The organism is Herbidospora sp. RD11066 (assembly GCF_054661255.1).
In genome coordinates, this window is sequence record NZ_BAAGDO010000010.1 from 86,187 (window position 1) to 110,910 (window position 24,724).

The 24,724-nt window shown below is 69.9% G+C and carries 21 protein-coding genes; 12 read left to right on the top strand and 9 right to left on the bottom strand.

Going from position 1 to position 24,724, the window contains the following annotated elements:
• Window positions 1–27 precede the first annotated feature (27 nt).
• The 3 genes from ACYQ78_RS31750 to tkt are packed head-to-tail and all read right to left on the bottom strand — an operon-like array spanning window position 28 to window position 4,787.
• Window positions 28–1,641 carry a glucose-6-phosphate isomerase gene (locus tag ACYQ78_RS31750; RefSeq protein WP_459804634.1) on the bottom strand — a complete coding sequence of 538 codons (1,614 nt, stop codon included), beginning with the start codon at window positions 1,639–1,641 and terminating at the stop codon, window positions 28–30.
• Window positions 1,642–1,644: 3 nt separating this feature from the next.
• Window positions 1,645–2,751 carry a transaldolase gene (tal, locus tag ACYQ78_RS31755; protein WP_459804635.1) on the bottom strand — a complete coding sequence of 369 codons (1,107 nt, stop codon included), beginning with the start codon at window positions 2,749–2,751 and terminating at the stop codon, window positions 1,645–1,647.
• Between the two features lie 2 nt (window positions 2,752–2,753).
• Window positions 2,754–4,787 carry a transketolase gene (tkt, locus tag ACYQ78_RS31760; protein WP_459804823.1) on the bottom strand — a complete coding sequence of 678 codons (2,034 nt, stop codon included), beginning with the start codon at window positions 4,785–4,787 and terminating at the stop codon, window positions 2,754–2,756.
• 327 nt (window positions 4,788–5,114) lie between these two features.
• Between tkt and ACYQ78_RS31765 the strand changes: the two genes are divergently transcribed.
• The 4 genes from ACYQ78_RS31765 (at window position 5,115) to ACYQ78_RS31780 (ending at window position 10,488) form a co-directional block, all read left to right on the top strand.
• Window positions 5,115–6,038 (top strand): heme o synthase, encoded by a 924-nt coding sequence (locus ACYQ78_RS31765; protein ID WP_459804636.1) that lies wholly within the window; start codon window positions 5,115–5,117, stop codon window positions 6,036–6,038.
• A 72-nt stretch (window positions 6,039–6,110) separates the two neighbouring features.
• The gene (locus tag ACYQ78_RS31770; protein ID WP_459804637.1) at window positions 6,111–7,253 is read left to right on the top strand and encodes a PrsW family intramembrane metalloprotease; all 1,143 of its coding nucleotides are present in this window, start codon (window positions 6,111–6,113) and stop codon (window positions 7,251–7,253) included.
• A gap of 80 nt (window positions 7,254–7,333) precedes the next feature.
• The gene (locus tag ACYQ78_RS31775; RefSeq protein WP_459804638.1) at window positions 7,334–9,949 is read left to right on the top strand and encodes a M14 family zinc carboxypeptidase; all 2,616 of its coding nucleotides are present in this window, start codon (window positions 7,334–7,336) and stop codon (window positions 9,947–9,949) included.
• A gap of 104 nt (window positions 9,950–10,053) precedes the next feature.
• Window positions 10,054–10,488: a cellulose binding domain-containing protein gene (locus tag ACYQ78_RS31780; protein WP_459804639.1), complete on the top strand. Its 435-nt coding sequence runs from the start codon at window positions 10,054–10,056 to the stop codon at window positions 10,486–10,488.
• Between the two features lie 29 nt (window positions 10,489–10,517).
• Here ACYQ78_RS31780 and ACYQ78_RS31785 read toward each other — a convergent pair whose 3' ends face one another.
• Window positions 10,518–11,258, bottom strand: coding sequence for a SanA/YdcF family protein (locus tag ACYQ78_RS31785; RefSeq protein WP_459804640.1), 741 nt, complete (start codon window positions 11,256–11,258; stop codon window positions 10,518–10,520).
• 6 nt (window positions 11,259–11,264) lie between these two features.
• Window positions 11,265–12,206, bottom strand: a complete 942-nt coding sequence (locus ACYQ78_RS31790; RefSeq protein WP_459804641.1) for a COX15/CtaA family protein — start codon at window positions 12,204–12,206, stop codon at window positions 11,265–11,267.
• A 72-nt stretch (window positions 12,207–12,278) separates the two neighbouring features.
• Between ACYQ78_RS31790 and ACYQ78_RS31795 the strand changes: the two genes are divergently transcribed.
• The 7 genes from ACYQ78_RS31795 to ACYQ78_RS31825 all read left to right on the top strand — a co-directional run bounded on the left by ACYQ78_RS31795 (window position 12,279) and on the right by ACYQ78_RS31825 (window position 17,660).
• On the top strand, window positions 12,279–13,439 hold the full coding sequence (locus ACYQ78_RS31795) for an NAD(P)/FAD-dependent oxidoreductase (RefSeq protein WP_459804642.1): 1,161 nt from the start codon (window positions 12,279–12,281) through the stop codon (window positions 13,437–13,439).
• Window positions 13,436–13,672, top strand: coding sequence for a (2Fe-2S)-binding protein (locus tag ACYQ78_RS31800; protein WP_459804643.1), 237 nt, complete (start codon window positions 13,436–13,438; stop codon window positions 13,670–13,672). The genes ACYQ78_RS31795 and ACYQ78_RS31800 overlap by 4 nt, the downstream gene beginning before the upstream one ends.
• On the top strand, window positions 13,669–13,806 hold the full coding sequence (locus ACYQ78_RS31805; RefSeq protein WP_459804644.1) for a hypothetical protein: 138 nt from the start codon (window positions 13,669–13,671) through the stop codon (window positions 13,804–13,806). Before ACYQ78_RS31800 ends, ACYQ78_RS31805 begins: the two co-directional genes overlap by 4 nt.
• Window positions 13,803–15,047: an FAD-dependent oxidoreductase gene (locus ACYQ78_RS31810; RefSeq protein WP_459804645.1), complete on the top strand. Its 1,245-nt coding sequence runs from the start codon at window positions 13,803–13,805 to the stop codon at window positions 15,045–15,047. The genes ACYQ78_RS31805 and ACYQ78_RS31810 overlap by 4 nt, the downstream gene beginning before the upstream one ends.
• A complete protein-coding gene (locus ACYQ78_RS31815) occupies window positions 15,044–15,913 on the top strand; it encodes a dihydrodipicolinate synthase family protein (protein ID WP_459804646.1) in 870 nt (289 codons plus the stop codon). The genes ACYQ78_RS31810 and ACYQ78_RS31815 overlap by 4 nt, the downstream gene beginning before the upstream one ends.
• Before the next feature lies 1 nt (window position 15,914).
• On the top strand, window positions 15,915–16,916 hold the full coding sequence (locus ACYQ78_RS31820; RefSeq protein WP_459804647.1) for a proline racemase family protein: 1,002 nt from the start codon (window positions 15,915–15,917) through the stop codon (window positions 16,914–16,916).
• 66 nt (window positions 16,917–16,982) lie between these two features.
• Complete coding sequence (locus tag ACYQ78_RS31825; RefSeq protein WP_459804648.1) at window positions 16,983–17,660, top strand: GntR family transcriptional regulator; 678 nt, start codon at window positions 16,983–16,985, stop codon at window positions 17,658–17,660.
• Between the two features lies 1 nt (window position 17,661).
• Here ACYQ78_RS31825 and ACYQ78_RS31830 read toward each other — a convergent pair whose 3' ends face one another.
• The 3 genes from ACYQ78_RS31830 to ACYQ78_RS31840 all read right to left on the bottom strand — a co-directional run bounded on the left by ACYQ78_RS31830 (window position 17,662) and on the right by ACYQ78_RS31840 (window position 20,300).
• Window positions 17,662–18,534: an EamA family transporter gene (locus ACYQ78_RS31830; protein ID WP_459804649.1), complete on the bottom strand. Its 873-nt coding sequence runs from the start codon at window positions 18,532–18,534 to the stop codon at window positions 17,662–17,664.
• A gap of 96 nt (window positions 18,535–18,630) precedes the next feature.
• Window positions 18,631–19,395, bottom strand: a complete 765-nt coding sequence (locus ACYQ78_RS31835) for an ABC transporter permease (RefSeq protein WP_459804650.1) — start codon at window positions 19,393–19,395, stop codon at window positions 18,631–18,633.
• Window positions 19,392–20,300, bottom strand: coding sequence for an ABC transporter ATP-binding protein (locus ACYQ78_RS31840; protein ID WP_459804651.1), 909 nt, complete (start codon window positions 20,298–20,300; stop codon window positions 19,392–19,394). The genes ACYQ78_RS31835 and ACYQ78_RS31840 overlap by 4 nt, the downstream gene beginning before the upstream one ends.
• A gap of 199 nt (window positions 20,301–20,499) precedes the next feature.
• On the opposite strand from ACYQ78_RS31840, the gene ACYQ78_RS31845 reads away from it, so the two are divergent.
• On the top strand, window positions 20,500–21,225 hold the full coding sequence (locus tag ACYQ78_RS31845) for a VOC family protein (protein WP_459804652.1): 726 nt from the start codon (window positions 20,500–20,502) through the stop codon (window positions 21,223–21,225).
• Between the two features lie 62 nt (window positions 21,226–21,287).
• Here ACYQ78_RS31845 and ACYQ78_RS31850 read toward each other — a convergent pair whose 3' ends face one another.
• Window positions 21,288–24,626, bottom strand: coding sequence for a glycosyl hydrolase family 95 catalytic domain-containing protein (locus tag ACYQ78_RS31850; protein WP_459804653.1), 3,339 nt, complete (start codon window positions 24,624–24,626; stop codon window positions 21,288–21,290).
• Window positions 24,627–24,724 lie beyond the last annotated feature (98 nt).

A 24,724-nucleotide genomic window follows, 5' to 3' on the forward strand; every position in this document is an offset into this window, starting at 1 on the left:
GGCTCCGTTTCGATCTCATACATCAGATCAGAGCTCCTCGGCGACCGAAAGAAGGTGCGCGACGCCCGCCCGCCGGTCGGTCAGGTGGAGCCGCACGGTCGGGCGGTTGCGCGACTGGAGCGCCCCGAGGTCGCCCAGCGCCTGCGCGAGCTGGAGCTCGGCCAGGCCGTAGGGCCTGCCGGGAACCTCCACGTCGTCGCCGTTGACGCCGGTGATCTGCAGGAACACCCCGACCTGCGGGCCGCCCTTGTGATACTGACCGGTCGAGTGCAGGAACCGGGGGCCCCACCCGAAGGTGACGGCCCGCTCGGTGCGGTAGTCGAGCAGGTTGCGCAGCGTCGCGACGTCGGCCCGCGCCCATGCCTCGGTGGTCTGCTCGAAGTCGGCGCCGCCGAGCACGGCGGCGTCGAAGGCGGCCTCACGGTCGAGGTAGGCCATGATCGCCAGGTAGCCGTTGTCGGGGATCTCCCGCAGCACCCAGGTCAGCACGTCGGCCAGGTCGTCGCAGTTCTCGCCGATGTCGCCGTAGACCTCGACCGGCCCGTCGACCAGCGCGGGGTAGGCGACGTGCGGCTCGGCCGCCAGGATCTTGCCGGTGTTCTCCTTCGACTCGGCCACGTTGGGCTGGTTGAAGGGGTCGATCTCCAGCGCGCGGCCGGCGATCGCGGTGGCGTACTCCCAGAGCAGGAACTGCGCGCCCAGCGGGCCGTCGACGTGGACGTCGCCCTCGGGGCCGATGTCCACCGCGAACTGGTCGTGGCCCTCGGCCGACTCGGCGCCGACGACGGGCAGGATGCCCTTGCCCGACTTGCCGGTCGACTCGGCGATGAGCTGCTCGATCCAGTCGGGCAGGCCGGTGATGTCGGAGAGGGCGTCGCGCAGGATCAGCTTGTCGCGGCCGGCCAGCGCCTGGGCGCCCAGAAGCGCGCCCAGGTCGAGACCGGGGTTGCCCTCATTGAGGGCCAGCGACGGCAGGATCTCGGCGGCGTCGTCGAGCAGCTTCTCGACGTCGGCGCCGGCCAGCGCGCTCGGCACCAGGCCGAACGCGCTGAGCGCGCTGTAACGCCCGCCCACGTTGGGGTCGGCCAGGAAGACCTGGTAACCCGCCTCGGTGGCGGTCTTCTCCAGAGGTGAACCCGGGTCGGTCACGACGACGATCCGGTCGGCCGGGTCGATGCCGGCGTCGCGGAAGGCCTTCTCGTAGATCCGGCGGTGGCTGTCGGTCTCGACGGTGCCGCCGCTCTTGGACGCGACCACCACGACCGTGTTCTCCAGCCGGTCGCCCAGGGCGCGGAGCACCTGGCCGGGGTCGGTGGTGTCGAGCACGGTGAGCTCGACGTCCTCGGTCGCGCAGATGACCTCGGGCGCCAGCGACGAGCCGCCCATCCCGGCCAGCACGACGTGGTCGAGCCCTTCGGCGCGGACCCGCTCCACCAGCTTGCCGAGCTCGGGAAGCAGCTCCCGGCTGGTGGATGGCAGGGTCAGCCACCCCAGACGGATGGCCGCCTCGGTCTGTGCCTCAGGTCCCCAGAGGGTCGAGTCGCCCGCCGCGAGCGCGGCCGGCACCCCCTCGGCGACCAGCTTGTCCTTGACGGCCGCCGCGGCTTCCGCCGCGTGACCCAGGGTCACCTCTACCGCCATGAGTTATCGGGCCTTCCCCAGCTCGGTGGTGACGGTCTCCAGCAGTTCGTTCCACGAGACGGCGAACTTGTCGACGCCCTCGTCCTCCAGCACCTTCACGACGTCGTCGTAGTCGATGCCGATGTTCTTCAGGGCCGCCATGGCGTTCCAGGCCGCCTCGTAGAACGGGCGGATCGTGTCGCCCGAGATACGTCCATGATCGGCGACAGCGTTCAGCGTCTTCTCGGGCATCGTGTTGACCGTGCCGGCCGTCACGAGCTCGTCGACGTAGAGGGTGTCGGGGTACTTGGGGTCCTTCGTACCCGTGGAGGCCCACAGCGGGCGCTGGGGACGCGCACCGGCCGCGCGCAGCTCCTGCCAGCGCGGGGTGTTGACGATCTCCTCGAACGCGGCGTAGGCGAGGCGGGCGTTGGCCACGGCGGCCCGGCCCTTGAGCTCCAGCGCCTCGGGGGTGCCGATCTTGTCGAGGCGGGCGTCGATCTCGCTGTCGACCCGGCTGACGAAGAACGACGCCACCGACTCGATCGTCGACAGGTCGATGCCCTTGGCCTTGGCCTGCTCCAGGCCGTCGAGCCAGGCGTCCATGACCGCGCGGTAGCGCTCGAGGGAGAAGATCAGCGTGACGTTGACGCTGATGCCCTCGGCGATCGCCGCGGTGATCGCGGGCAGGCCCTCGACCGTCGCCGGGATCTTGATGAACAGGTTCGGCCGGTCGACGAGCCACCACAGCGCGCGGGCCTCGGCGATGGTCGCCTCGGTCTCGCGGGCCAGGCGGGGGTCGACCTCGATGGAGACCCGGCCGTCGACGCCGGAGGTGGCGTCGTAGACCGGGCGCAGCACGTCGGCGGCCCAGCGGATGTCGAACGTGGTGATCGCGCGCACGGCCTCGTCGACCGAGACCTTGCGGACCGCCAGGTCGTGGAGCTGGGTGGCGTAGGCGTCGCCCTTGCTCAACGCCGAGGCGAAGATCGTCGGGTTGGACGTGACGCCGGTGACGCTCTTCTCGCGGATCAGGTCGGCGAGGTTGCCGGTCCGCAGGCGCTCGCGGCTGATGTCGTCGAGCCAGATGGATACGCCGAAGCCGGTCAGCTTGGAAAGATGCTCACTCATGTTCAGTTTCCCGTCGTCTCGCCCTTGTCGGCGCCCGTCTTGGCGAGCGACGCCTTCGCCGCCGCGGCCACGCGCTCCGCAGTGATGCCGAACTGCTCGTAGAGCGTCTTGTACGGAGCCGACGCACCGAAGTGCTCCAGGCTCACCACGACGCCATCGTCTCCTACGAACTCACGCCAACCCAGCGCGATTCCCGCCTCGACGGCGACCCTCGCGTGAACATTCGGTGGCAGAACCTCCTGCCGGTAGGCGGAGTCCTGCGCCTGGAACCACTCGACGCACGGCATCGACACGACGCGGGTCGGGAAGCCCTGCTCCTCGAGCAGCTTGCGGGCGCCGAGCGCGATCTCGACCTCGCTGCCGGTGCCGATGATGACGACCTGCGGCTGTCCGTTGGAGGCGTCTTCGAGGACGTAGCCGCCCTTGGCCACCTTGGTGACGTCGCCGGTGCCGGCGTAGACCGGCAGGTTCTGCCGGGTCAGGGCCAGCGCGGCGGGACGGTCGTTGTGCTCGAGGATGACGCGCCAGGCGGCGGCCGTCTCGTTGGCGTCGGCGGGGCGGACCACGTCGAGGCCGGGGATGGCGCGCAGCGACCACAGGTGCTCGACCGGCTGGTGGGTCGGGCCGTCCTCACCGAGGCCGATGGAGTCGTGCGTCCAGACGTAGGTGACCGGCAGCTTCATCAGCGCGGCCAGGCGGACGGCCGGGCGCATGTAGTCGCTGAAGACCAGGAAGGTGCCGCCGTAGGGGCGGGTGCCGCCGTGCAGCGCGATGCCGTTGAGGATCGAGCCCATGCCGTGTTCGCGGATGCCGAAGTGCAGCGTGCGGCCGTAGGGGCCACCCGGGAACTCGTGGGTCTGGAACTCGGTCGGGATGAAGGACGGCTCGCCCTTCATGGTGGTGTTGTTCGACTCGGCCAGGTCGGCCGAACCGCCCCACAGCTCGGGCAGCACCGGCGCCAGCGCGCTCAGCACCTCGCCCGACGCCTTACGGGTGGCCACCGAGCTGCCGGCCTCGAAGCCCGGCAGCGCCTCGGTCCAGCCGGTGGGCAGCTCGCGGGCGCTCAGCCGGTCGAGCAGGGCGGCCCGCTCGGGGTTGGCGGTGCGCCAGTCCTGGTAGCCCTTCTCCCACTCGGCGCGGGCGGCGCGGCCACGCTCGGCGACCTGGCGGGAGTGGGCCAGCACGGCCTCGGGGACCACGAAGGACTCGTCGGGGTTCATGCCCATGACGACCTTGGTGGCCGCCACCTCGGCGGCGCCGAGCGCCGAGCCGTGGATCTTGCCGGTGTTCTGCTTGTTGGGGGCCGGGTAGCCGATGATCGTGCGCAGCCGGATGAACGACGGGCGCTCGGTCTCGGCGCGGGCGGCCTCCAGGGCGGCGTGGAGGGCGGCGACGTCCTCCACGTATTCGCCGGTCTGAGTCCAGTCGACGGTCTGGGTGTGCCAGCCGTAGGCCTCGTAGCGGGCGACGACGTCCTCGGAGAGGGCGATCTGGGTGTCGTCCTCGATCGAGATGTGGTTGGAGTCGAAGACCACGGTCAGGTTGCCGAGGCGCTGGTGGGCGGCCAGGGCGCTGACCTCGTGGCTGATGCCCTCTTCGATGTCACCCTCGGAGGCCACGCACCAGATGTGGTGGTCGAAGGGGGAGGCGCCGGGGGCCGCGTCGGGGTCGAGGAGGCCGCGCTCGCGGCGGGCCGCCATCGCCATGCCCACGGCGTTGCCGATGCCCTGACCCAGAGGGCCGGTGGTGGTCTCGACACCGAGGGTGTGGCCGTGCTCGGGATGGGCGGGGGTCAGACTGTCCCACTGGCGCAGACCCTTGATGTCCTCAAGGCTCAGGCCGTAGCCGGACAGGTAGAGCTGGATGTAAAGGGTGAGGCTTGAATGCCCACAGGAAAGTACAAATCGGTCGCGACCCACCCAGTGGGAATCGGTGGGGTCGTGTCGCATCGTCTTCTGGAACAGCAGGTAGGCGGCTGGCGCCAGGCTCATCGCCGTTCCGGGGTGTCCCGAGCCCGCCTTCTCGACAGCGTCCATCGCCAGGGCGCGCACCACGTCGACGGCCTGTCGATCGAGGTCGCTCCACTCAAGACCAGCACTGCTCACTCGCTCGATCCCCTCTAGTCTTTCTCTCGTGCGTGTGGGCGTTCCCGCCCACACCGGACCCTAACGGGTGCGGGTGGGTACCGTCCGGTAGGCCGCCGTTCGTGAGACGGCAGGCGGGTGAGCAGCCCCGATTCAGGGACCGCGGCCACGTCCCACTACAGTGATTTCCCTAGTTCCGGCTGCATGCCCGGAGATCCCGCTCTCATCCCGAGGTTACGCGTTGACCCCGCACGTGCTGGAAGCGCCTTGACGGTGCTCATGAAGAACGAAGCGATGGCCCCCGCCGCGGTTCGCCGTGGAGTGCGCGAGGTCATCGGTGCCTACATAGCGCTGACCAAGCCGCGGATCATCGAGTTGCTCCTGATCACCACGCTGCCGGTCATGTTCCTCGCGGCCAAGGGCCTTCCCGACCTGTGGCTCGCGATCAACACCATGGTGTTCGGCACCCTGTCGGCGGGCAGCGCCAACGCGCTGAACTGCTACATCGACCGCGACATCGACGAGGTGATGCGCCGCACCCGGCGCCGCCCGCTGGCCCGCCACACGGTCTCCCCGAAGGGCGCGCTCACTTTTGGCGTGATTTTGGGCGCCGCTTCCACGGTGGGCCTCGGCCTGACCGTCAACTGGCTGGCCGCCGCCCTCTCCTTGGGGGCGATCCTCTTCTACGTCCTGTTCTATTCGATGTTCCTGAAGCGGCGCACGTCGCAGAACATCGTCTGGGGCGGCATCGCGGGCTGCATGCCCGTGCTCATCGGCTGGGCCGGCATCACCGGCGGCATGGCGTGGGCGCCGGTCGTGCTCTTCGGCGTCGTCTTCTTCTGGACGCCCCCGCACACCTGGACCCTCGCGATGCGCTACCGCGAGGACTACGCCGCCGCCAACGTGCCGATGCTGCCGACGGTGGCCACCGAGGCCACGGTCGTGAAGCAGGTCATCTGGTACACGTGGGCGACCGTGGCGTGCTCGCTGCTGCTGTGGCCGGTCGCCGGGACCTCCCTGTTCTACCCGGCCGTCGCCGCCGTGCTCGGCGCCGCCTGCCTGTTCGAGGTGTACGCCCTCCAGCACCGCCTCAGGGCCGGGAAGACCGGCGTGGACCTGCGTCCGATGCGCTTCTTCCACTGGTCGAACATCTACCTGGCGCTCCTGTTCCTCGCCGTCGCGATCGACTCCCTGATCGCCTGAGTGATCGCCTGAGCGGACAGAGGGTCGAGGTTCGGTTACGCTCGCGGAATGGCGAGCCAGAATCCACGATCGGTGTTGAGGGGACGCCCGTCGTTCGGGCTCATCATCGGGCTCGTCCTGGCGGGCATCTGCGCGACGGTGTCGTTCTCCTTCGACATCCTCAACGGTGACCCGGTCCAGTTCTTCATCGCCCTGGCGGCCGCGATCGCCCCCGTTCCGCTGCTGCTGGCGGGGGTGCTGGCGCTCGACCGCATGGAGCCCGAGCCGCGCAGCAACCTGGTCTTCGCCTTCATGTGGGGCGCCGGCATCGCGGTGCTGTTCGCCGGCCTGCTCAACTCGCTCAACCTGATCTACGTCGAAAACGCGCTGGGCGACCCCGACAACGCCCGCAACTACGTCGCCACCTTCGGCGCCCCTCTGGTCGAGGAGTCGATGAAGGGGCTCGTGCTGGTGGGCTTCCTGCGCTACCGGCGCCAGGAGCTCGACGGCCCCACCGACGGCATCATCTACGCCAGCATGGTCGGCCTCGGCTTCGCGATGTCCGAGAACGTCAGCTACTACCTGGCGGCGCTGACCGAGAACGGTCCCGAGGGCCTGGCCGCCACGGTCGTCCTGCGCGGGGTGCTCTCACCGTTCGCCCACCCGCTGTTCACCTCGCTGATCGGCATCGCGGTCGCCTACGCCGCCCAGCCGCAGAACCGGGGCGCGCGCGGCGTCTGGATGGTCGTCTTCGGCTGGATCGGCGCGATGATCCTCCACGGGCTGTGGAACGGGTTCGCGTCCTTCTCCGGCTTCAACGGCCTGATCGTGGCCTACCTGATCCTGATGGCGCTGCTCTTCCTGGAGCTGTGGGTCATCGTGCGCGACCGGAAGCGCGTGGTCGGCATGATCCAGCACTACCTGCCGCCCTACGAGCGCACCGGCCTGATCACCTCCGCCGACATCGTCATGCTCTCCTCGCTGAAGCACCGGCGCGACGCCCGCAAGTGGGCCCGCACCCACGGCGGGCGGGCCGGGCAGCGGGCCATGAGCGACTACCAGCTCGCCGCGACCGAGCTCGGGCTCCTCCACGAGCGGGCGGTGCGCGGCGGGGTGTCAGAAGACGACTTCCTCGTCACCCAGCGGTCGCTCGCCGACCTGATGGCCTACTCGCGCGGGATGTTCCCGATGCCCCCGCCGCAGCAAATGGTCGCGCAACCGCCCTGGCATTCCTGAGAATTTCCTGTCAGATCTTGTGGAATGTCACATTCGATCACTACGAATAGGGCACGCACCCTGATCACGGAGGTTCTCTGTTGCGTGCCCCCATCGCCCTCCTGAGCGTCGCCGTCGCGGCCACCACGATCCTCGTTCCGACGGGTTCGGCCTCCGCCGAGCCGACCCCGCCGCCTGGAGTGACGACCCGCGACTTCGGCAACGGTCCCGAGCGCAACGAGGAGGCGGCCGGTGTCTCCGAGCAGACCGCCGGCACCTTACGAGCACTGACCCCCGAAACCCCGGCCGCGGCCACCGAGCGGCTCAAGCAGTTCCCCTTCTTCCGCGACTTCCGGGACAAGGAGCGCGGCTACCCGCGGCAGACCCGCCTCCCGCTGCCCGCCGAGAACGCGGCCGACGCCTCCATCAAGCTCGGCCTCACGCCCTACCACGCCATCGCCGGCAAGCTGAACGCCCTCCAGGCCCGCAGCAACCGCGTCAGCGTCGAGATCATCGCCAAAACCCACCAGGGCCGTGACCTCTACCTGGTCACCGTCACCGCGCCCGAGAGCAAGAGCCAGACGCGCGAGCAGGACGCCATCCGCGACCGCATCGAGAACGACTCGGCCAAGGCCGCCAAGGACCGGAAGCTGCCCGGGAAGTACAAGGCGCCGATCTTCATCAACAACAACATCCACGGCAACGAGTGGGAGGGCACCGACGCCGCCCTGCGCGTGATCGAGGAGCTGGCCACCAGCAACGACAAGAAGATCGTCGACCTGCTGGCCAAGAACCGGCTCTACTTCAACGTCACCGCCAACCCCGACGGCCGGTTCGGCAACACCCGGGCCAACGGCGCCGGCTTCGACATGAACCGCGACTTCATCACCGCCTCGCAGCCCGAGGTCCAGGCGATGCGCCAGCTCATGATCGACACCCAGCCGGTCGCCATGATCGACCTGCACGGCTACGTCAACGGCACCCTCATCGAGCCGACGACCCCGCCCCACGGCGCCAACTACGAATACGACCTGTTCATCAAGAACACCTACGCCAACGGCCTGGCCATGGAGCAGGCGGTGCTGGGTCTGGGCTACACGCCCGAGAAGGACGGCGTGAACCCGCCGCAGATCCCGTTCCGCGACGACGCCGAGGGCTGGGACGACTGGCCCCCGATCTTCACCCCGCAGTACGCCCCCTTCCAGGGCGCGGTGGCCTCGCACACCATCGAGTTCCCGATGCGGGTCAACAACGCCGACTACAACAACCTCCCGGTCGAGGAGCTCCAGCGGCGCTCGAAGATCAACACCGACATCGCGGCGGCGGTGATGCGGGCGACGTACACCTTCGTCCAGGAGCGGCACGACCAGCTCATCGCCGACCAGATCGAGACCTTCCGCCGGGGCGCCGCCGGTGAGGCCTCCAAGCAGGTGCCGCTCGGCATCGTGCCCGGCTTCGGTCCCGAGGACGTCTACAACACGACCTTCCCGCGCGCCTACGTGATCCCGGCGGGCGACCGGCAGCGTTCGGCCACCTCGGCCGCGCGCCTGGTCGACCACCTGATCGCCAACGACGTGAAGGTGGAGAAGGCCAAGCGGGCCTTCTCGGCGAACGGCAAGTGGTACGCCGAGGGCTCCTACATCATCGACATGCACCAGCCCAAGCGCGGCATCGCCAACGTGATGCTGGAGCCGGGCGCCGACATCACCCCGCGCGTCGACTCGATGTACGACATCTCCGGCTGGAGCCACGCCCTGCTCTGGGGCGCGACCGTCGACTCGATCAGCTCGTTGAAGGCCGACTCCAAGCAGGTCGACAGCGCCGAGCTCGACGGCTCGGTGCCGTGGACCAGCCGGTCGCTGTCCCTGCGCGTCACCGACGGCCGCGAGATCCAGGCCGTGAACGAGCTGCTCGCGCAGGGCGTCCAGGTGACCTGGGCGGACGACGGCACCGCCGTGATCCCCGCCTCGGCCCGCCGCCAGGCCGAGGGCGTGGCCCGTAAGTACGACGTCTCCTTCGGCGTCTCGGAGAAGGCCGCGGGCACCAGGCTCGGTCAGGTCCGGATCGCCGCCGCCGTCTCGGCCGACGAGCTGTTCACCCTGCGTGAGCTGGGCTTCCAGGTCACCCCGGTGTCGACCGCCGTGCTCAACGCCGGGTTCGACTGGAGCGCGACCGACGTGCTCTTCGTCTCCAGCGGCCTCAACTACGGTCAGCTCAACGCCGACGCCAAGGCGAAGCTCGACGCCTACCTGACGACGGGCGGCGTGGTCACCCGGGGCAGCACCGGCTCGGCCTTCAACGGCGCCGCCGGGCTGCTCACGCTCACCCCGGTCGCCGGTCGCAGCGACGCCAACGGTGTGGTGAAGGTCACCTCGCCCGGCGGGGCCGTCGGCGGCGACGCCCCGGCCCACTCGTTCGTCTACTCGCCCCGCTGGTTCACCGGCCTCGGCCCGGAGGTCCGCGTCGAGCAGGCGTACGCCACCGAAGGCCCGCTGGTCAGCGGCCACTGGCGGGCGAACACCAACGGCACCGGCGGCCAGGACGCCGCACGGGGCCAGGCGGCCGTGGTCAGCGGCCGGGACGAACGCGGCGCGGCCGTGGTCATGTTCGGCACCGAGCCGATGTTCCGCAACCACCCCAAGGGCCTGTTCGCCCAGGTGGCCAAGGCGCTCTACTGGTCGGCCTCCGCAGCCGACTCTGGGGCCGACGTGAAGTAGCCGGTTTCACGGCCCCTGGCGCTCCGGCCGGGGGCCGTGTTTCAATTCCGGCGGGCCCGATTCCCACGTGACGAGTGTCGATCCGTCACGCCTGGAGGGCCCCGTTGAAGAAGAACTCCCTGACCGCTCTGGCCGTCCTCGCCCTCGTCGCCGGGGTCGCCCTGGTCGTCTGGCGGGTCACGGGGGTGAGCGCCGCCGAGCCGGTCCACTTCCACGCGTCGCCGTCGGCCACGACGGCCACCACGAAGTGCACCGCCGACGTCAAGCTGATCACCACCTGGCCTGGGGGTTTCCAGGGCGAGGCGAAGATCACCAACACGGGGACCGCGCCGATCAACGACTGGTACGTCCAGTGGAACGTCCCCCTGGAGGCGAAGATCACCCAGTCGTGGAACGGTACCTGGATGCAGAGCGGCCCCTCGGTGATGATCCACGCCGAGAAGTGGAACAAGGTCCTCAAGCCCGGCGCGACCGAGACGGCAGGATTCAAGGGCGACGCGAAGGCCGCCCCCACGATCGCCGACATCTATTGCGGCTGAAAGATTCACGGGAAAGCCCAGCTCAGCCCTTATGAGCGACCCGTCTCCTCGACGGCCGTCTCCAGCGGTGCCATCTTTCGGTCCATCGCGTCGGGATTCGGGCCCCGCGCGGAGACGGTCAGCGCCGTGTCGAGCGAGGTCTCGTACGGCCCCAGGAACCGTGGATCCGATTTGAGCACGACCGCGTCGAGGAACCCCTTGCCGGTCGCGAAGAATTCGCGTGCGGCGTAGGTGTAGGTCGTCAGCGCGTACTTCCGCTGGGAGTCGTCGCCGACCCCGAACGTGGTCAGCCCCGCCTCGCGGCAGAGCGTCACCGCGCGGGGCAGGTGGAACGTCTGGGTGACCACGGTCACCTGGGACGCGCCGAAGATCTTCCTGGCCCGTACACAGGAATCCCAGGTGTCGAGACCGGCGTAGTCGAGCACGAGCGACCGCGCCGGGACACCCCGGGCCAGCAGGTAGTCGCGCATGACCGTGGGCTCGTCGTACTCCTTGACGTGGTTGGTGCCCGACAGCAGCAGCGCCTTCACCCTGCCGGTGCGGTAGAGCGCGAGGCCGATGTCGAGGCGGTCGCGCAGCATCGCCGACGGCCAGTCGCCGTTCACCCCCGCCCCCAGCACCAGCGCGACCGGGGCGACGGGGACCTGAGAGGTCCACCCGGGGTCGTTCGTGTCGATGCGGTGGCCCTCGCTGGAGAGCCACGCCCACGTCATGGGCGCCACCGCGAGCAGGCTGGCCGCGACGGCGCCCCGGAATACGGCACGTTTCACGCAGGGTCAGACGCGGGCGACCGCTTCCGAGTTCACGGATTCGATGATCTCGGTGCGCTCCCGCAGCAGATGGACCACCCGCAGCGTGGCGATCCACACGAGGGCCGCGCCCAGCACGTGGAACCCGACCAGCAGGGCGGGGACGGCGAGGAAGTACTGGACGTACCCGATGACCCCCTGCGCGAGCTCCACGCCGAACAGGATCAGCGCGGCCCGTCTGGCCTGCTCGGGCGCCTTGGTCAGATAGAGGGCGAACAGCAGCGCGAACGTCAGCCCGACGACGACCCACACGACGTCGGCGTGGATGCGGGCCACGATCTCGATGTCGAAGTCGAACCGGCTGGCCCGCTCGTCGCCGGAGTGGGGGCCCGTGCCGGTCGTGACGACACCGGCGACCAGCAGCACGAGCATGGCCCCGGTCAGCACCCGGCCCAGCGTGACGATCCACGGGTGCACGGTCGGCACCACCGGCCCGTCGCCCTCGGTCGAGCGGGCGAACAGCATGTAGGCCGCCGCGATCATCCCGACCGACACCAGGAAGTGGACGCTCACCGTGACCGGGTTGAGCGCGGTGCGGACCACCAGCCCGCCCCACAGGGCCTGGAAGATCACGCCGAGCGGCTGGACCAGCGCGAGCCGGACCAGCGACCGCCGCTTCAGCCTCCACGCCGCGACGAAGACCGCGATGGCGACCGCCAGCACCATGAGGCTGAACATGCGGTTGCCGAACTCGATCGCGGTGTTGATCGGCGAGTGGTCCGGATGGGCGACCGGGACGAAACTGTCGGCGGTGCACCGAGGCCAGGTCGGGCAGCCGAGGCCCGAGCCCGTGAGCCGCACGGCCGCACCGGTGACGGTGATGCCGGCGTTGACCACGACCGCCGCCAACGCCCAGGCCCGCATGTTCCGGGCGGTGGGAGACCAGACGGAGGAGAAGAGACGCTTCACGGCGTCAATGCTAGGTGCGGTAGGGGGTGGTCCCTCTTGCGGCCCGATATGTCATGTGACATGGTACAAACCGTGGACGTCCTCGTGGTCGGAGCCGGGATCGTGGGCGCTTCATGCGCTTATTTCCTGACCCGTGCCGGTCTGCGGGTAACGGTAGTCGATCGCGGGGGAGTGGCGTCCGGCACCACGGGCGCCGGCGAGGGCAACATCCTGGTGTCCGACAAGGAACCGGGCCCTGAACTGGACCTTGCGCTCAGGTCGACGACCCTCTGGCGACAACTCGCCACCGACGCCGGCGATTTCGAATGGGACCCCAAGGGCGGCTTGGTCGTCGCCGAAACCCCAGAGGTCTTGGACGCCCTGACGCGGTTCGCCGAACACCAGCAGGCGCACAGCCTCCCCGACACTGAAGCGGGCAAGTCGGTGGGTGCGGCGCCTGAGCACACCGGCGTTGTCGCCTCTCTCGTGCCGGCCGAGAATCTGCGGGACCTCGAACCCCATCTCGCCGACGGCCTGGCCGGGGGAGTCCACTACCCGCAGGACGCCCAGGTGCAGCCCATGCTGGCCGCCGCGCGCCTGCTCAGGGCCTCGGGCGCGCGGGTGGTCCGGACCGCCGTAGAGCGCTTTCTCGTGTCCGGTGACCGGGTGATCGGGGTGCGCACGGGCCAGGGGGACGTGTACGCCGACGCCGTCGTCAACGCCGCAGGCACGTGGGCGGGAAGCTTCGCCCAGGCGCCGCTGCCGATCCGGCCCCGGAAGGGGTTCATCCTGGTCACGCAGCCCTTCGTTGTCCCGCCGGTCAGACACAAGGTCTACACCGCCGCCTACGTCACCAACGTCGCCAGCGACGCCGAAGGGCTCGAGACGTCGGGTGTCATCGAGTCGACCCAGGCCGGGACCGTCCTCATCGGGGCCTCGCGGCAGCGGGTCGGCTACGACACCTCGATCGACTACAGGATCCTCGCCAAGCTCGCCCGGCAGGCGATCGGGCTGTTCCCGATCCTCGCCGACCGGCAGGTCATGCGGGCCTACGCCGGGCTGCGGCCCTACTCGCCGGACCATCTGCCGGTCATCGGCCCCGACCACCGGCTCCAGAACCTCTTCCACGCCTGCGGGCACGAGGGCGCCGGCATCGGCCTGGCCCCGGCCACCGCCGAGATGATCACTGCGCAGATCACCGGCACCCGGCCACAGGTCGATCCGGCGCCCTTCGCCCCGGGGAGGTTCACATGATCGAGTTCCGCTTCGACGGCCGCACGATCACGGCTGAGGAGGGCCAGTCGATCGGCGCCGCCCTGCACGCCGCCGGGATCCGCTCCTGGCGGACCACCCGCTTCGGCAACCGCCCCCGCGGCCTCTTCTGCGCCATCGGCGCCTGCTTCGACTGCCTCCTCACGGTCAACGGCCTCCCCGACCAGCGCGCCTGCCAGACCGTGGCCCGACCGGGCGACGAGGTGGGCCCGTGACCACGCCCAGCCACGGCGACGACACGCGGGCCGCAGCGACGCTCCTCAGCCACTCCAACGGACCCGGCGACGACGTGCGAGCCGCGCAGACGTTCAAGCGCCCGGCCACGCCCGGCGACGAGGTGGACTCGTGATCTACGATCTCGCCGTCGTTGGGGCCGGGCCCGCCGGTCTCACCGCCGCCAGGGTCGCGGCGAGGCGCGGGCTCAGCGTCGCGCTCGTCGACGCCTACGCCCGTACCGGTGGCCAGTTCCTCCGGGGCGCCGCGCAACCCCGTCTGACCGGCATCGACGTCAAACTCGGCGAGCGCGTCTGGGCCGTGGAGAAGTCGGGCACCGGATTCCACCTCCACGCTTCCACGACCACCACCGCCACGACCCTCCTGATCGCGACCGGCACCCACGACAAGGTCATCCCCTTCCCGGGGTGGGACCTTCCCGGCGTGCTCACTGCGGGTGGAGCCCAGGCCCTCGTGAAGGGCGAGCGGGTCAAGCCGGGCGAAGAGGTCGTCGTGGCCGGCACCGGGCCGTTCCTGCTCCCGGTCGCGGTGACGCTGCTCGACGCGGGGGTCCGCGTCAAGGAGGTCCTGGAGGCCAACCGGCCCTCACCCCGCATGGCCGCGGCACTGGCCCGGGTTCCGTCGAAGGCGAAAGAGGCCGTCGACTACGGAAGGAGGCTGGCCGCCGCGCGGGTGCCGTACAGGACCGGGCACGCCGTGGTCGCCGCCCACGGGAAGGACTCCGTCGAGGGCATCACCGTCGCCAAGATCACCAAGGACTGGAAGCCCTACGCCTGGCGCACCGTCGACTGCGACACCCTCGCCGTCGGCTACGGCTTCACCCCGCAGGTCGATCTCCTGATGCAGCTCGGCTGCCGCCTCGACGGCGACCACGTCGTCGTCGACGACCACCAGCGGACCTCCGTCGACGGGGTGCTCGCCGCCGGAGAGGTCGCGGGGGTCGCGGGCGCGCAGGCCGCGGTGGTCGAGGGCGCGCTGGCCGTGCACGCCCTGATCGGGGAGCCGCCGCCCCGGCTGGTCGCCGAGAAGCACCGCCTGCGCCGGTTCGCGCGGGCCCTCGAACTCTCCTATCCGGTACGGGACGGCTGGCGACACTGGCTCACCCCCGACACCCTCGTCTGCCGCTGCGAAGAGGTCACCGTGCGCGCCGTGGAGGCGGCCCGTGACCTCGGCGCCGGCGACCCCCGCATGGTCAAACTGCTGGCCCGCCCCGGGATGGGCTGGTGCCAGGGCCGCATGTGCGGCCACGCCGTCGCCCGGCTGACCGGGCACGAACCGGCCCCGCAGAAGAGACCGTTCGCCCAGCCGATCACCCTCGCAGACCTGACACTGCACGATCGAGAGGACAGCACATGATCCGACCTTGGCACGGCATCATGGTGGCCACCGCGCTCCCCTTCACCGGTGACCTCACCGTCGACCACGACGCCTACGCGGCCCACTGCCGCCGGCTCGTCGACGAGGGGTGTGACGGCGTGGTGCCCAACGGCTCGCTGGGCGAATACCAGACGCTGACCCCCGACGAGCGGGCCCGGGTGGTCCGGACCGCCGTCGAGGCCGTCGGCGGCGACCGGGTGATGCCGGGCGTGGCCGCCTACGGCTCCCGCGAGGCGCTGGCCTGGGCCGAGCAGGCCCGCGACGCCGGGTGCGCCAGCGTGATGCTGCTGCCGCCCAACGCCTACCGGGCCGACGAGAACGCCGTGCTGGAGCACTACCGGACCGTCGCCAAGGCCGGGCTGCCGATCGTCGCCTACAACAACCCGATCGACACGAAGGTCGACCTGACCCCGGCGCTGCTGGCCAAGCTGTTCGGCGAGGGACTGATCGTCGCGGTCAAGGAGTTCACCGGCGACGTGCGCCGCGCCTACGAGATCCAGGAGGTGGCGCCCGGCCTCGACCTCCTCGTCGGCTCCGACGACGTGGTCCTCGAACTGCTCACCGCCGGGGCGAAGGGCTGGATCGCCGGGTTCCCCAACTCGGTGACCCGCCCGTGCGTCGACCTCTACCGCGCCGCCGCCGCAGGTGACCTGGCCACGGCCGTGCCGCTCTACCGCGATCTGCACCCCCTGCTCAGATGGGACGCACGGGTAGAATTCGTGCAGGCGATCAAGCTGTCGATGGACGTGGCCGGGCTCAACGGCGGCGCCTGCCGGCCGCCCCGCCTGCCGCTCCCTCCCGCCACGGCGGCCGAGATCCGCGCCGCGACAGAGAAGGTCATGTGACGTGCGCACGAAAAGGATCTTCCATGCCGTCGACTCCCACACCGAGGGCATGCCCACGCGCGTGATCACCGGCGGCGTCGGGGTCATCCCCGGCGCCACCATGGCCGAGCGCCGCGAGCACTTCATGGCCCACCTCGATCACGTGCGCACCCTGCTCATGTACGAGCCCCGAGGCCACGCGGCCATGAGCGGCGCCATCCTCCAGCCGCCCACCAGGCCCGACGCCGACTGGGGCGTGCTCTACATCGAGGTCTCCGGCTGCCTGCCGATGTGCGGCCACGGCACGATCGGGGTGGCGACCGTACTGGTCGAGACCGGCATGGTCGAGGTCGTCGAACCCGTCACCACGATCCGTCTCGACACCCCGGCCGGGCTGGTCACCGCGTCGGTCGCCGTCCGCGACGGCGTGGCCGAGTCGGTCACGATCGAGAACGTGCCCTCCTACGCGCACGCCCTCGCCCAGACGGTGAAGGTCGAAGGGTTCGGCGAGCTCACCTACGACCTGGCCTACGGCGGCAACTTCTACGCCATCCTGCCGATCGAGTCGGTGGGGCTGCCGTTCGACCGGGCGTACAAGCAGCAGATCCTGGACGCGGGCCTCGCGATCATGGACGCGATCAACTCCTCGGGAGAACCGGTCCACCCACTCGACCCCGGCATCCGGGGCTGCCACCACGTGCAGTTCCTCGCCCCCGGCTCCACCGCCCGGCACTCGCGGCACGCCATGGCCATCCACCCCGGCTGGTTCGACCGCTCGCCGTGCGGAACCGGCACCAGCGCCCGGATGGCCCAGCTCCACGCCCTGGGCGAGTTGCCCATCAATGCCGATTTCACCAACGAATCGTTCATCGGCACGAAGTTCACCGGACGCCTCGTCGCAGAGGCCGAAGTGGGAGATCACCAGGCCGTGGTGCCGCACATCACCGGCCGCGCCTGGCTCACCGGCACCGCCCAGTACTTCCTCGATCCCCGGGACCCGTTCCCGCAGGGTTTCCTGCTGTGACCAGGCGGTCGCGTACCGGTCCGAACCGGTACGATCACCAGCTACGACGTCACGGATGGGAGTGGAATGGCCACGGGAGCAGAGGGGCTCGGCCTGCCGGTCGTGGGTGAGCGGCAGAGCCTGCGCGAACAGGTCGCGCAAGCCCTGAGAGACGCGCTGGTCGCGGGTGAGATGAGGCCGGGGGTCGTCTACTCCGCGCCGGTGCTCGCCGCCCAGTTCGGCGTCTCGGCGACCCCCGTCCGCGAGGCGATGCTCGACCTGGCCAAAGAGGGCCTGGTCGAGGCGGTGCGCAACAAGGGCTTCCGGGTCACCGAGATGTCCGACAGCGACCTGGACGACATCACCGAGATCCGGCGCCTCATCGAGGTGCCCACGGTCGCCAAGCTGGCCGAGTCGGGCCTCGACGCCGACTTCGAACGGCTGCGCCCGCTGGCGCGGGAGATCGTCACCTCGGCCGAGCGGGGCGACCTGCTCACCTACGTCAACGCCGACCTGCGCTTCCACGTCGAACTGCTGAGCCTGGCGGGCAACGCCCACCTGGTCGAGGTGGTCCGCGAGCTGCGCAGCCGAGCCCGCCTCTACGGCCTGAAAAGCCTGGCCGACGCCGGGAAACTGGTCGACTCGGCCCGCGAACACATCGAACTGCTCGACGCCCTGATCAGCGGCGACCGCCGCGCCGCCGAACACGTGATGCGCCACCACATCCAGCACGTGCGCGGCATATGGGCCAACAAGCCGGAGTGACTCAGCCGGAGCGCGCGGCCCCGATCGAGGCGACCACCACACACCCGATCGCGGCCCACTCCCGCAGGTGCAGGATCTCGCCGAGCACGACCAGCCCGACCAGGGCGGCGACGGCGGGCTCCAGGCTCATCAGGATGCCGAACACCCGCTTCGGCATCCGCCGCAGCGCCTCGAGCTCCAGCGAATAGGGGATCACCGACGACAGCAGCCCGACGCCGAGCCCGATCAGAAGGATCATGGGGTCGAGCAGGTCGAGGCCGCCCGAGACGATCCCCGGCGGGGCCACCACCACGGTCGAGATGATCATGGCGAACACCAGCCCCGACGTACCGGGGAACCGCTGCCCCACCGACGCCGACAGCAGGATGTAGGCGCCCCAGCAGACCCCCGCGGCGGCGGCGAACGCGATGCCGACCCAGTCGGCGTTGGCGGCGTTCCCCCAGGGCGCCAGCAGCACGATCCCGGTGGCGGCCAGCCCCACCCACACGAGGTCGAGGCGGCGGCGCGAGGCCGCGACGGCGACCCCCAGCGGCCCCATGAACTCGATGGCCACCGCGATCCCGATCGGCAGCCGCGCCAGCGCCTCGTAGAAGGTGAGGTTCATCACCGCGAGGATCACGCCGAACGCCAGCCCGACCCGGAGGGTCTGCCACGAGAGCCCCCGGAGCTGGGGCCGCACGAACGCGACGAGCACCAGCGCCCCGGTCGCGATGCGGAGGAAGACCACGGCGGCGGGGGAGAGCTGCGTGAACAGGTCTTTGGCCAGCCCGGCGCCGATCTGCACCGAGACGATGCCCAGCATCACCAGCGCGGGCGGCGGTACGGCGCCGACACCCCTGGCCCAGGGCTTGGGCAGGCCCATGTCAGCGGTCACTCTGTCCACTCCTCACACCGGAATCAGCGGACAGTACTGTAATGGGCTAAAACCAAGATCACTACTGATATCCGGCCCGTGAGACGCGCCCCCGCGCTACTCCCAGCGGAACCAGCGGGCCGCCGCCGCGAGCGCCAGCACCGCCCACGACAGGAGCACCAGCGCCGCCCCGACCGGGAACCCGCCGACCCCCGTCAGCACCGAGCGCAGCCCGTCGGTCAGCGCCGTGATCGGCAGGATCTCCAGCAGCGGCTGGATCCCCTCGGGAAAGGCCGACACGGGCAGCACGACCCCGCCCAGCGCCAGCAGCAGCAGGTAGACCAGGTTGGCCCCGGCCAGCGTCGCCTCGGCGCGCAGCGTCCCCGCCATCAGCAGCCCGAGCCCGCTGAACGCCGCCGTGCCCAGGATCACCAGCAGCGCCACGGTCAGCGGATTGCCGTGGGGCGCCCAGCCCAGCGCCAGCGCGACCAGCACCAGCACCACGATCTGCAGCAGCTCCACCACGATCACGGCCGCGGTCTTGGCCAGCATCAGCCCCGTCCGCGACAGGGGCGTGGCCCCCAGCCGCTTCAGCACGCCGTAGCGCCGCTCGAACCCGGTCGCGATGGCCTGCCCGGTGAACGCCGTGGACAGCACCGCCAGCGCCAGCACACCGGGCGCCACGAAGTCGACCCGCGCCCCCTCGACGTCGAGGAAGGGCGCCTTGGAGAACCCCACGAGCAGCAGCACCGGAATGATCAGCGTCAGCAGCAGCTGCTCGCCGTTGCGCAGGATCGCACGGACCTCCGCACCCGCCTGGGCGAGCACCATCCGCGCGAGCGGCGCCGCTCCGGGCGCCGGGGACAGGTCGAGGGTGGTCATCGCAATTCCCTACCGGTCAGCTCCAGGAAGACGTCTTCCAGGGTGCGCCGCTCGATGCTGAGGTCTTCGGTCGTCACGCCCTCGGTCGCGCACCAGGCGGTCACGGTGGCCAGGAGTGAGGGGTCGACCTGGCCCTCGATGATGTAGTGGCCCGCCGGGGACTCCTTGGCGGCCGAGCCGGGCGGCAGGGCGCTGAGGAGTTCGTCGAGGTTCAGGCCGGGGCGGGCGCGGAAGCGGAGCTGGCGTTCGGCGCCGGTCAGTTCGGCCGGTGAGCCCTCGGAGACGACGCGGCCCCGGTCGATGATGACGACGTGGTCGGAGAGCTTCTCGGCCTCGTCCATGTGGTGGGTGGTCAGCACCACGGAGACGCCTGCCTCGCGGAGTTCGCGGACCATGTCCCAGCAGGCGTGGCGGGCCTGGGGGTCGAGGCCGGCCGTCGGTTCGTCGAGGAAGACCAGTTCGGGGCGGCCGACGACGGCGGCGGCCAGGCCGAGGCGCTGCTGCTGGCCGCCCGACAGGCGCCGGTAGGGGGTGCGGGCGTGGTCGGCGAGGCCGAGGCGTTCGAGGAGGGCCTTGGGGTCGAGCGGGTGGGCGTGGAAGCGGGAGACCAGCTTCAGCCACTCTCCGGCGCGGGCCGCCTGGGGGACGCCGCCCGACTGGAGCATGATCCCGATTCTCGGTTTCAGGGCCCGGTCGCCGGGGGTGAGGCCGAGGACGCGGACCGAGCCCGCGTCGAAGGTGCGGAAGCCCTCGCAGATCTCGATCGCGGAGGTCTTGCCGGCGCCGTTGGGCCCGAGGACCGCGGTCACCTCGCCCCGGCGGCAGCGCAGGTCGAGGTGGTCGATCGCGGTGACCCGGCCGTAGCGCTTGACCAGTTCGCGGACCTCGACCGCGGCGGATTCCATGCCATCGAGTGTAGGGAGTGAGCACCCCGCCTCCGTCCGCGACCGGGCCGGTAAAGGCTTCCTCCGGGAACGGCCACGCTCCCCGATAGTCAGGTTTGTACGTGTAAGGGTGGAATTGTCCCCATGGCTTAGATCGCAAGGAGGGTGGCGCATGTCCGAGTTCACGGGCTATGCACCCGGCGTGCCATGTTGGGTGGACGTGTCCACTCCCGACATCGACGCATCCACGGACTTCTACACCGAGCTCTTCGGCTGGACGGCCGTCTTCGACGAGAGCGAGGACTACGGCGGCTACGGCCAGTTCCAGTTGCGCGGGAAGAAGGTCGCCGGTATCGGCCCCGTCTACCAGGAGGGCATGCCCGCCGCCTGGAACACCTACATCTGCGTCGACGACGTCGCCAAGACCACCGAGATGGTCCGCAACAGCGGCGGCACGATCGTCGCCGAGCCCATGCAGATCATGCGCGAGGGCCGCATGGCCGCGTTCATGGACCCCGCCGGGGCCTACATCTGCGCCTGGCAGCCCGACGAGCACAAGGGCGCCCAGCTGGCCAACGAGCCCGGCACGCTCAACTGGAGCGAGCTGATCACCCGGGACACCCTGTCGTCGAAGGAGTTCTACGGCGACGTCTTCGGCTGGACCGCCGACAGCCGGGCCATGGGAGACCAGGAGTACACGACCTTCGCCGAGAACGGGCACGTCATGGCGGGGATGATGGCGCTGCCCGACGTGCTGCCCGCCGAGGTGCCGTCGTACTGGCTGGCCTATCTGGGGGTCGACAACCTCGACGCCGCGGTGCGGGAGTCGGCCAAGCTGGGCGCGACCCAGATGGTGGGGCCGACCGAGGTGCCCGGGATGGGCAACTTCGCGATCATCACCGATCCGGCGGGGGCGGCCGTGGGGTTGTGGGAGAGCACGCCCTAGTCGTACAGGAGGGAAAAGAAAGAAGCCCGGCCGGAGCCGGGCTTCTTCTTGTGAAAACCTACTTAGAAGGCGATGTCCTGCCAGGTCGAGACCTGGTTGGCGGGCAGCGCGTAGGGGAGGACGGCCATGCGGTCCACGGCGCCGGTCATCCGCTCGCCGCCGCCCTGGTTGGCGGCGAAGAAGAACGGACGGGTGTTGCAGCCGTAGATGCCGGACGAACCGGTGTTGCCACCGCCCGCACGCACACCGTCGACGTAGACGTCGATGGCGCCGTTGCGGTTGACGGTGACGACCAGGTCGATGTAGCGGCCGGTCGGCAGCGTCGCGTTGGTCGTGACGCCGTTGCCGGCGCCGATCAGACGCAGGCGGCTGTCCGGGGTGACGTCGAGCAGGATGCCGTCGGTGCCCGGGTTGCCCGAGGGCTGGGTGTCGAACAGACGGCGGTAGCCGGTGCCACCGATCTTCACCTCGGCCGCGAACGTGGCCTCACGCAGGAAGCCGATGGTCGTCGGCTGCTCGGTGCGGACGTAGTTCTGGCCGGTGAGGACCAGGCCGCCGTCGGTGTCGTAGGTGGGGGTTCCGTTGACGATGACGGCGTTGCGGCCGGAGCCGGAGGCGTCGGCGATGGTGGTGCCGGACTGCGGGTCCCAGGCGAAGATGGCACGATCGGCTGGGGGAACGGCACACGGGTTGAGCGCGGCACCGGTGGCGGCCGAGATCGACCAGCCGGAGCCGGCCAGGGTCGCCTGGATGCGAGCCGACGTCTGGCCGTTGGACGGACCGGCCGTGACGTTGACCGTGATCTCGCGGCTCTCGCCGGCGGGAACCGACGCGACCGGCGTGGAGGCCGGGTCGGCGGTCCAGCCCGCGGGGAGCTGCAGGGTCAGGTTGCCGGCGGGGGAGTCGTTCTGGATCGCGGTGACGGTGGCCTTGACCGGGACGGTCTGACCGGCGCCGATCTCGGCCGGAGCCGAGACCGCGAGCTGGATCTCGTTGTAGAGGGTGTAGGTGCGGCCCTTCTCGGCGCCGAACCTGAGCGAGTCGCCGGTACGGATCGCGTCGACCGGGTTGCCCTGGTCGTCGACGAACGAGTAACGGGCGTTGAGCGCACCGGCGCGGACCGTCAGCTCGCCGGTGTCACCGGCGGTGATGGTCGCCTTGGTGAGGCTGCTGTTGGACCACGCGATGTCGACGGTCGCGTTGCCACGGGCGCGCAGGCCGGTGACGGAACCGTTCTTCCACACGGCCGGGAGGGCCGGGAGGATGTGGATCGAGTCCTGGTGCGACTGCAGCAGCATCTCGGTCATGCCCGAGGTGGCGCCGAAGTTGCCGTCGATCTGGAACGGCGGGTGCGTGTCGAACAGGTTCGCGAGGGTGCTCGACTTGAGCTGCTCGCTGAGCATCTTGTGCGAGTGGTCGCCGTCGAGCAGACGCGCCCAGAAGTTGACCTTCCAGGCCTTCGACCAGCCGGTGCCGCCGTCGCCGCGCGCGGTCAGCGAGATCTTGGCGGCCTCACCCGCGGGGGTGCCGGCCTTGATCGCGTTGCCCGGGTGCACCGCGAACAGGTGCGAGACGTGGCGGTGGTCGTTGTTCGGGTTGTCCAGGTCTTCCTTCCACTCCTGGAGCTGACCCCAGGAGCCGATGCGGATGCCCGGGTCGAGCTTGGCGAGAGCGTTGGTGAGCTCGGCCTGGAGCGCCTGGTCGACCTTGAGGGTCTTGGCGGCCTTCAGGGTGTTGGTCAGCAGCTCGGTGACGATCTGCTGCGACATCGAGGCACCGGCGGTGAACTGGCCGTTCTCCGGCGAGTACGACGGGGAGACCACGAGCTTGCCGTCACGCGGGTCGGTGTGCAGGAAGTCCAGCCAGAACTCGGCCGCACCCTTCATCACCGGGTAGGCGGTGCGCTTGAGGTACTTCTCGTCGTTGCTGAACTTGTAGTGGTCGTACATCTGCTGCGTGTTCCACGCGGCGGCCTCGGGGAACCAGAACGACTCGGGGTAGTTGTGCAGACCCGTGAAGCCCCAGGGGTTGGTCTCGTTGTTGACGACCCAGCCGCGCGCGCCGTACATGTCCGTCGCGGTCTTGGTGCCGGGGGCGACCATCGAGGCGATGTACTCGTCGTACGGAATCGTGGTCTCGGCGAGGTTGGTCTGCTCGGCGAGCCAGTAGTTCATCTGCAGGTTGATGTTGACGTGGTAGTCGGCGTCCCACGGCGGGTTCGTGACGTTGTTCCACACGCCCTGCAGGTTGGCCGGCAGCGATCCCTCACGCGAGGAGGAGATCAGCAGGTAACGGCCGTACTGGTAGAACAGGTTCTCCAGGTACCGGTCCTGCGCCGCCCCGGCGCCCGCGTAGGCCGCGCGCAGCTGGTCGGTGGGCAGGTTCGGGGCCGTGCCGCCCAGGTTGAGCTTCACCCGGTCGAACAGGCCGTGGTAGTCGTTGAGGTGGGCCTGCTTGAGGTTCGCGTACGACATCGAGGAGGCAGCGTTCGCCCAGTGGCGCACGTTGTCGTGCGGGTCCTCGGTGCGGTACGTCGGGTACTGCATGGAGTAGTCGGTGCCGGCCGAGATCACGAACCACGCCGCGTTGGCGTTGGAAACGGTGATGCGGTCGGTGCCGTCGGTCCGCGAGCCGCCCTCGGTGACGACGTTGACCTGCGACTCGAAGTTCAGCCCGTTGTTGGCGAGCTTGCCGCGGATCGTCATGCGACCCTTGGACACCGAGATCGTCTTGTCGTTGCGCGGCGAGGTGTGCCGGACGGTGAAGTTGACCTTGCCGACGGCATCGGTCGAGATGCGCCCGACGATGACGTTGTTGGGGTAGGACACGAAGTACTCGCGCTTGTACGTGACGCCGCTGGCGTCCTTGTACGTGACGGCGGACACCGCGTCGTTCAGGTTGAGCGACCGCTTGTAGTCGGTCGGGTTCGCCGGCGCCCCCGGGAAGTCCAGGAACATGTCGCCGAACGTCTGGTAGGAACCGAAGTTCGTCTTGCCCTGGCCGAGGCGCTGCGCCACCTGAGCCGGGGTCATCTGCTTGTTCTGGTCGATCAAGGCCTGGACGTCGGCGATCGCGGTGGGTCGCGGCGTCGTCCAGTTGCCGAAGTTGTATCCGCTGGAACCGGGGCCACCGGTCCACAGCGACTTCTCGTTGAACTGGATCTGCTCGGTGCCGACGCCACCGTAGATCATGGCGCCGAGGGCGCCGTTACCGATCGGAAGAGCCTGCGACTCCCAGTTGGTCGCCGGCTTGTCGTACCAGAGGGTCAGATCGTCTTGCGCGGCGGCGGCCTCCTGGACCTGAGCCGTGGCGGTGCTGCCCTGCAGCACCGGCACGCCCAGAGCCATGACCAGCCCCAGCGCCGTGGCGGCGCCGAGCAGCCGCCGTGGGGGGTGACTCACGGGTGTTCCTTATGGGTCAGGGTTGGTGATCTAACAATGAAATAGCACCGAAACTTAGGCGAAACAAGCTCTGAGATCCGATGAATTTGGCCGCAACC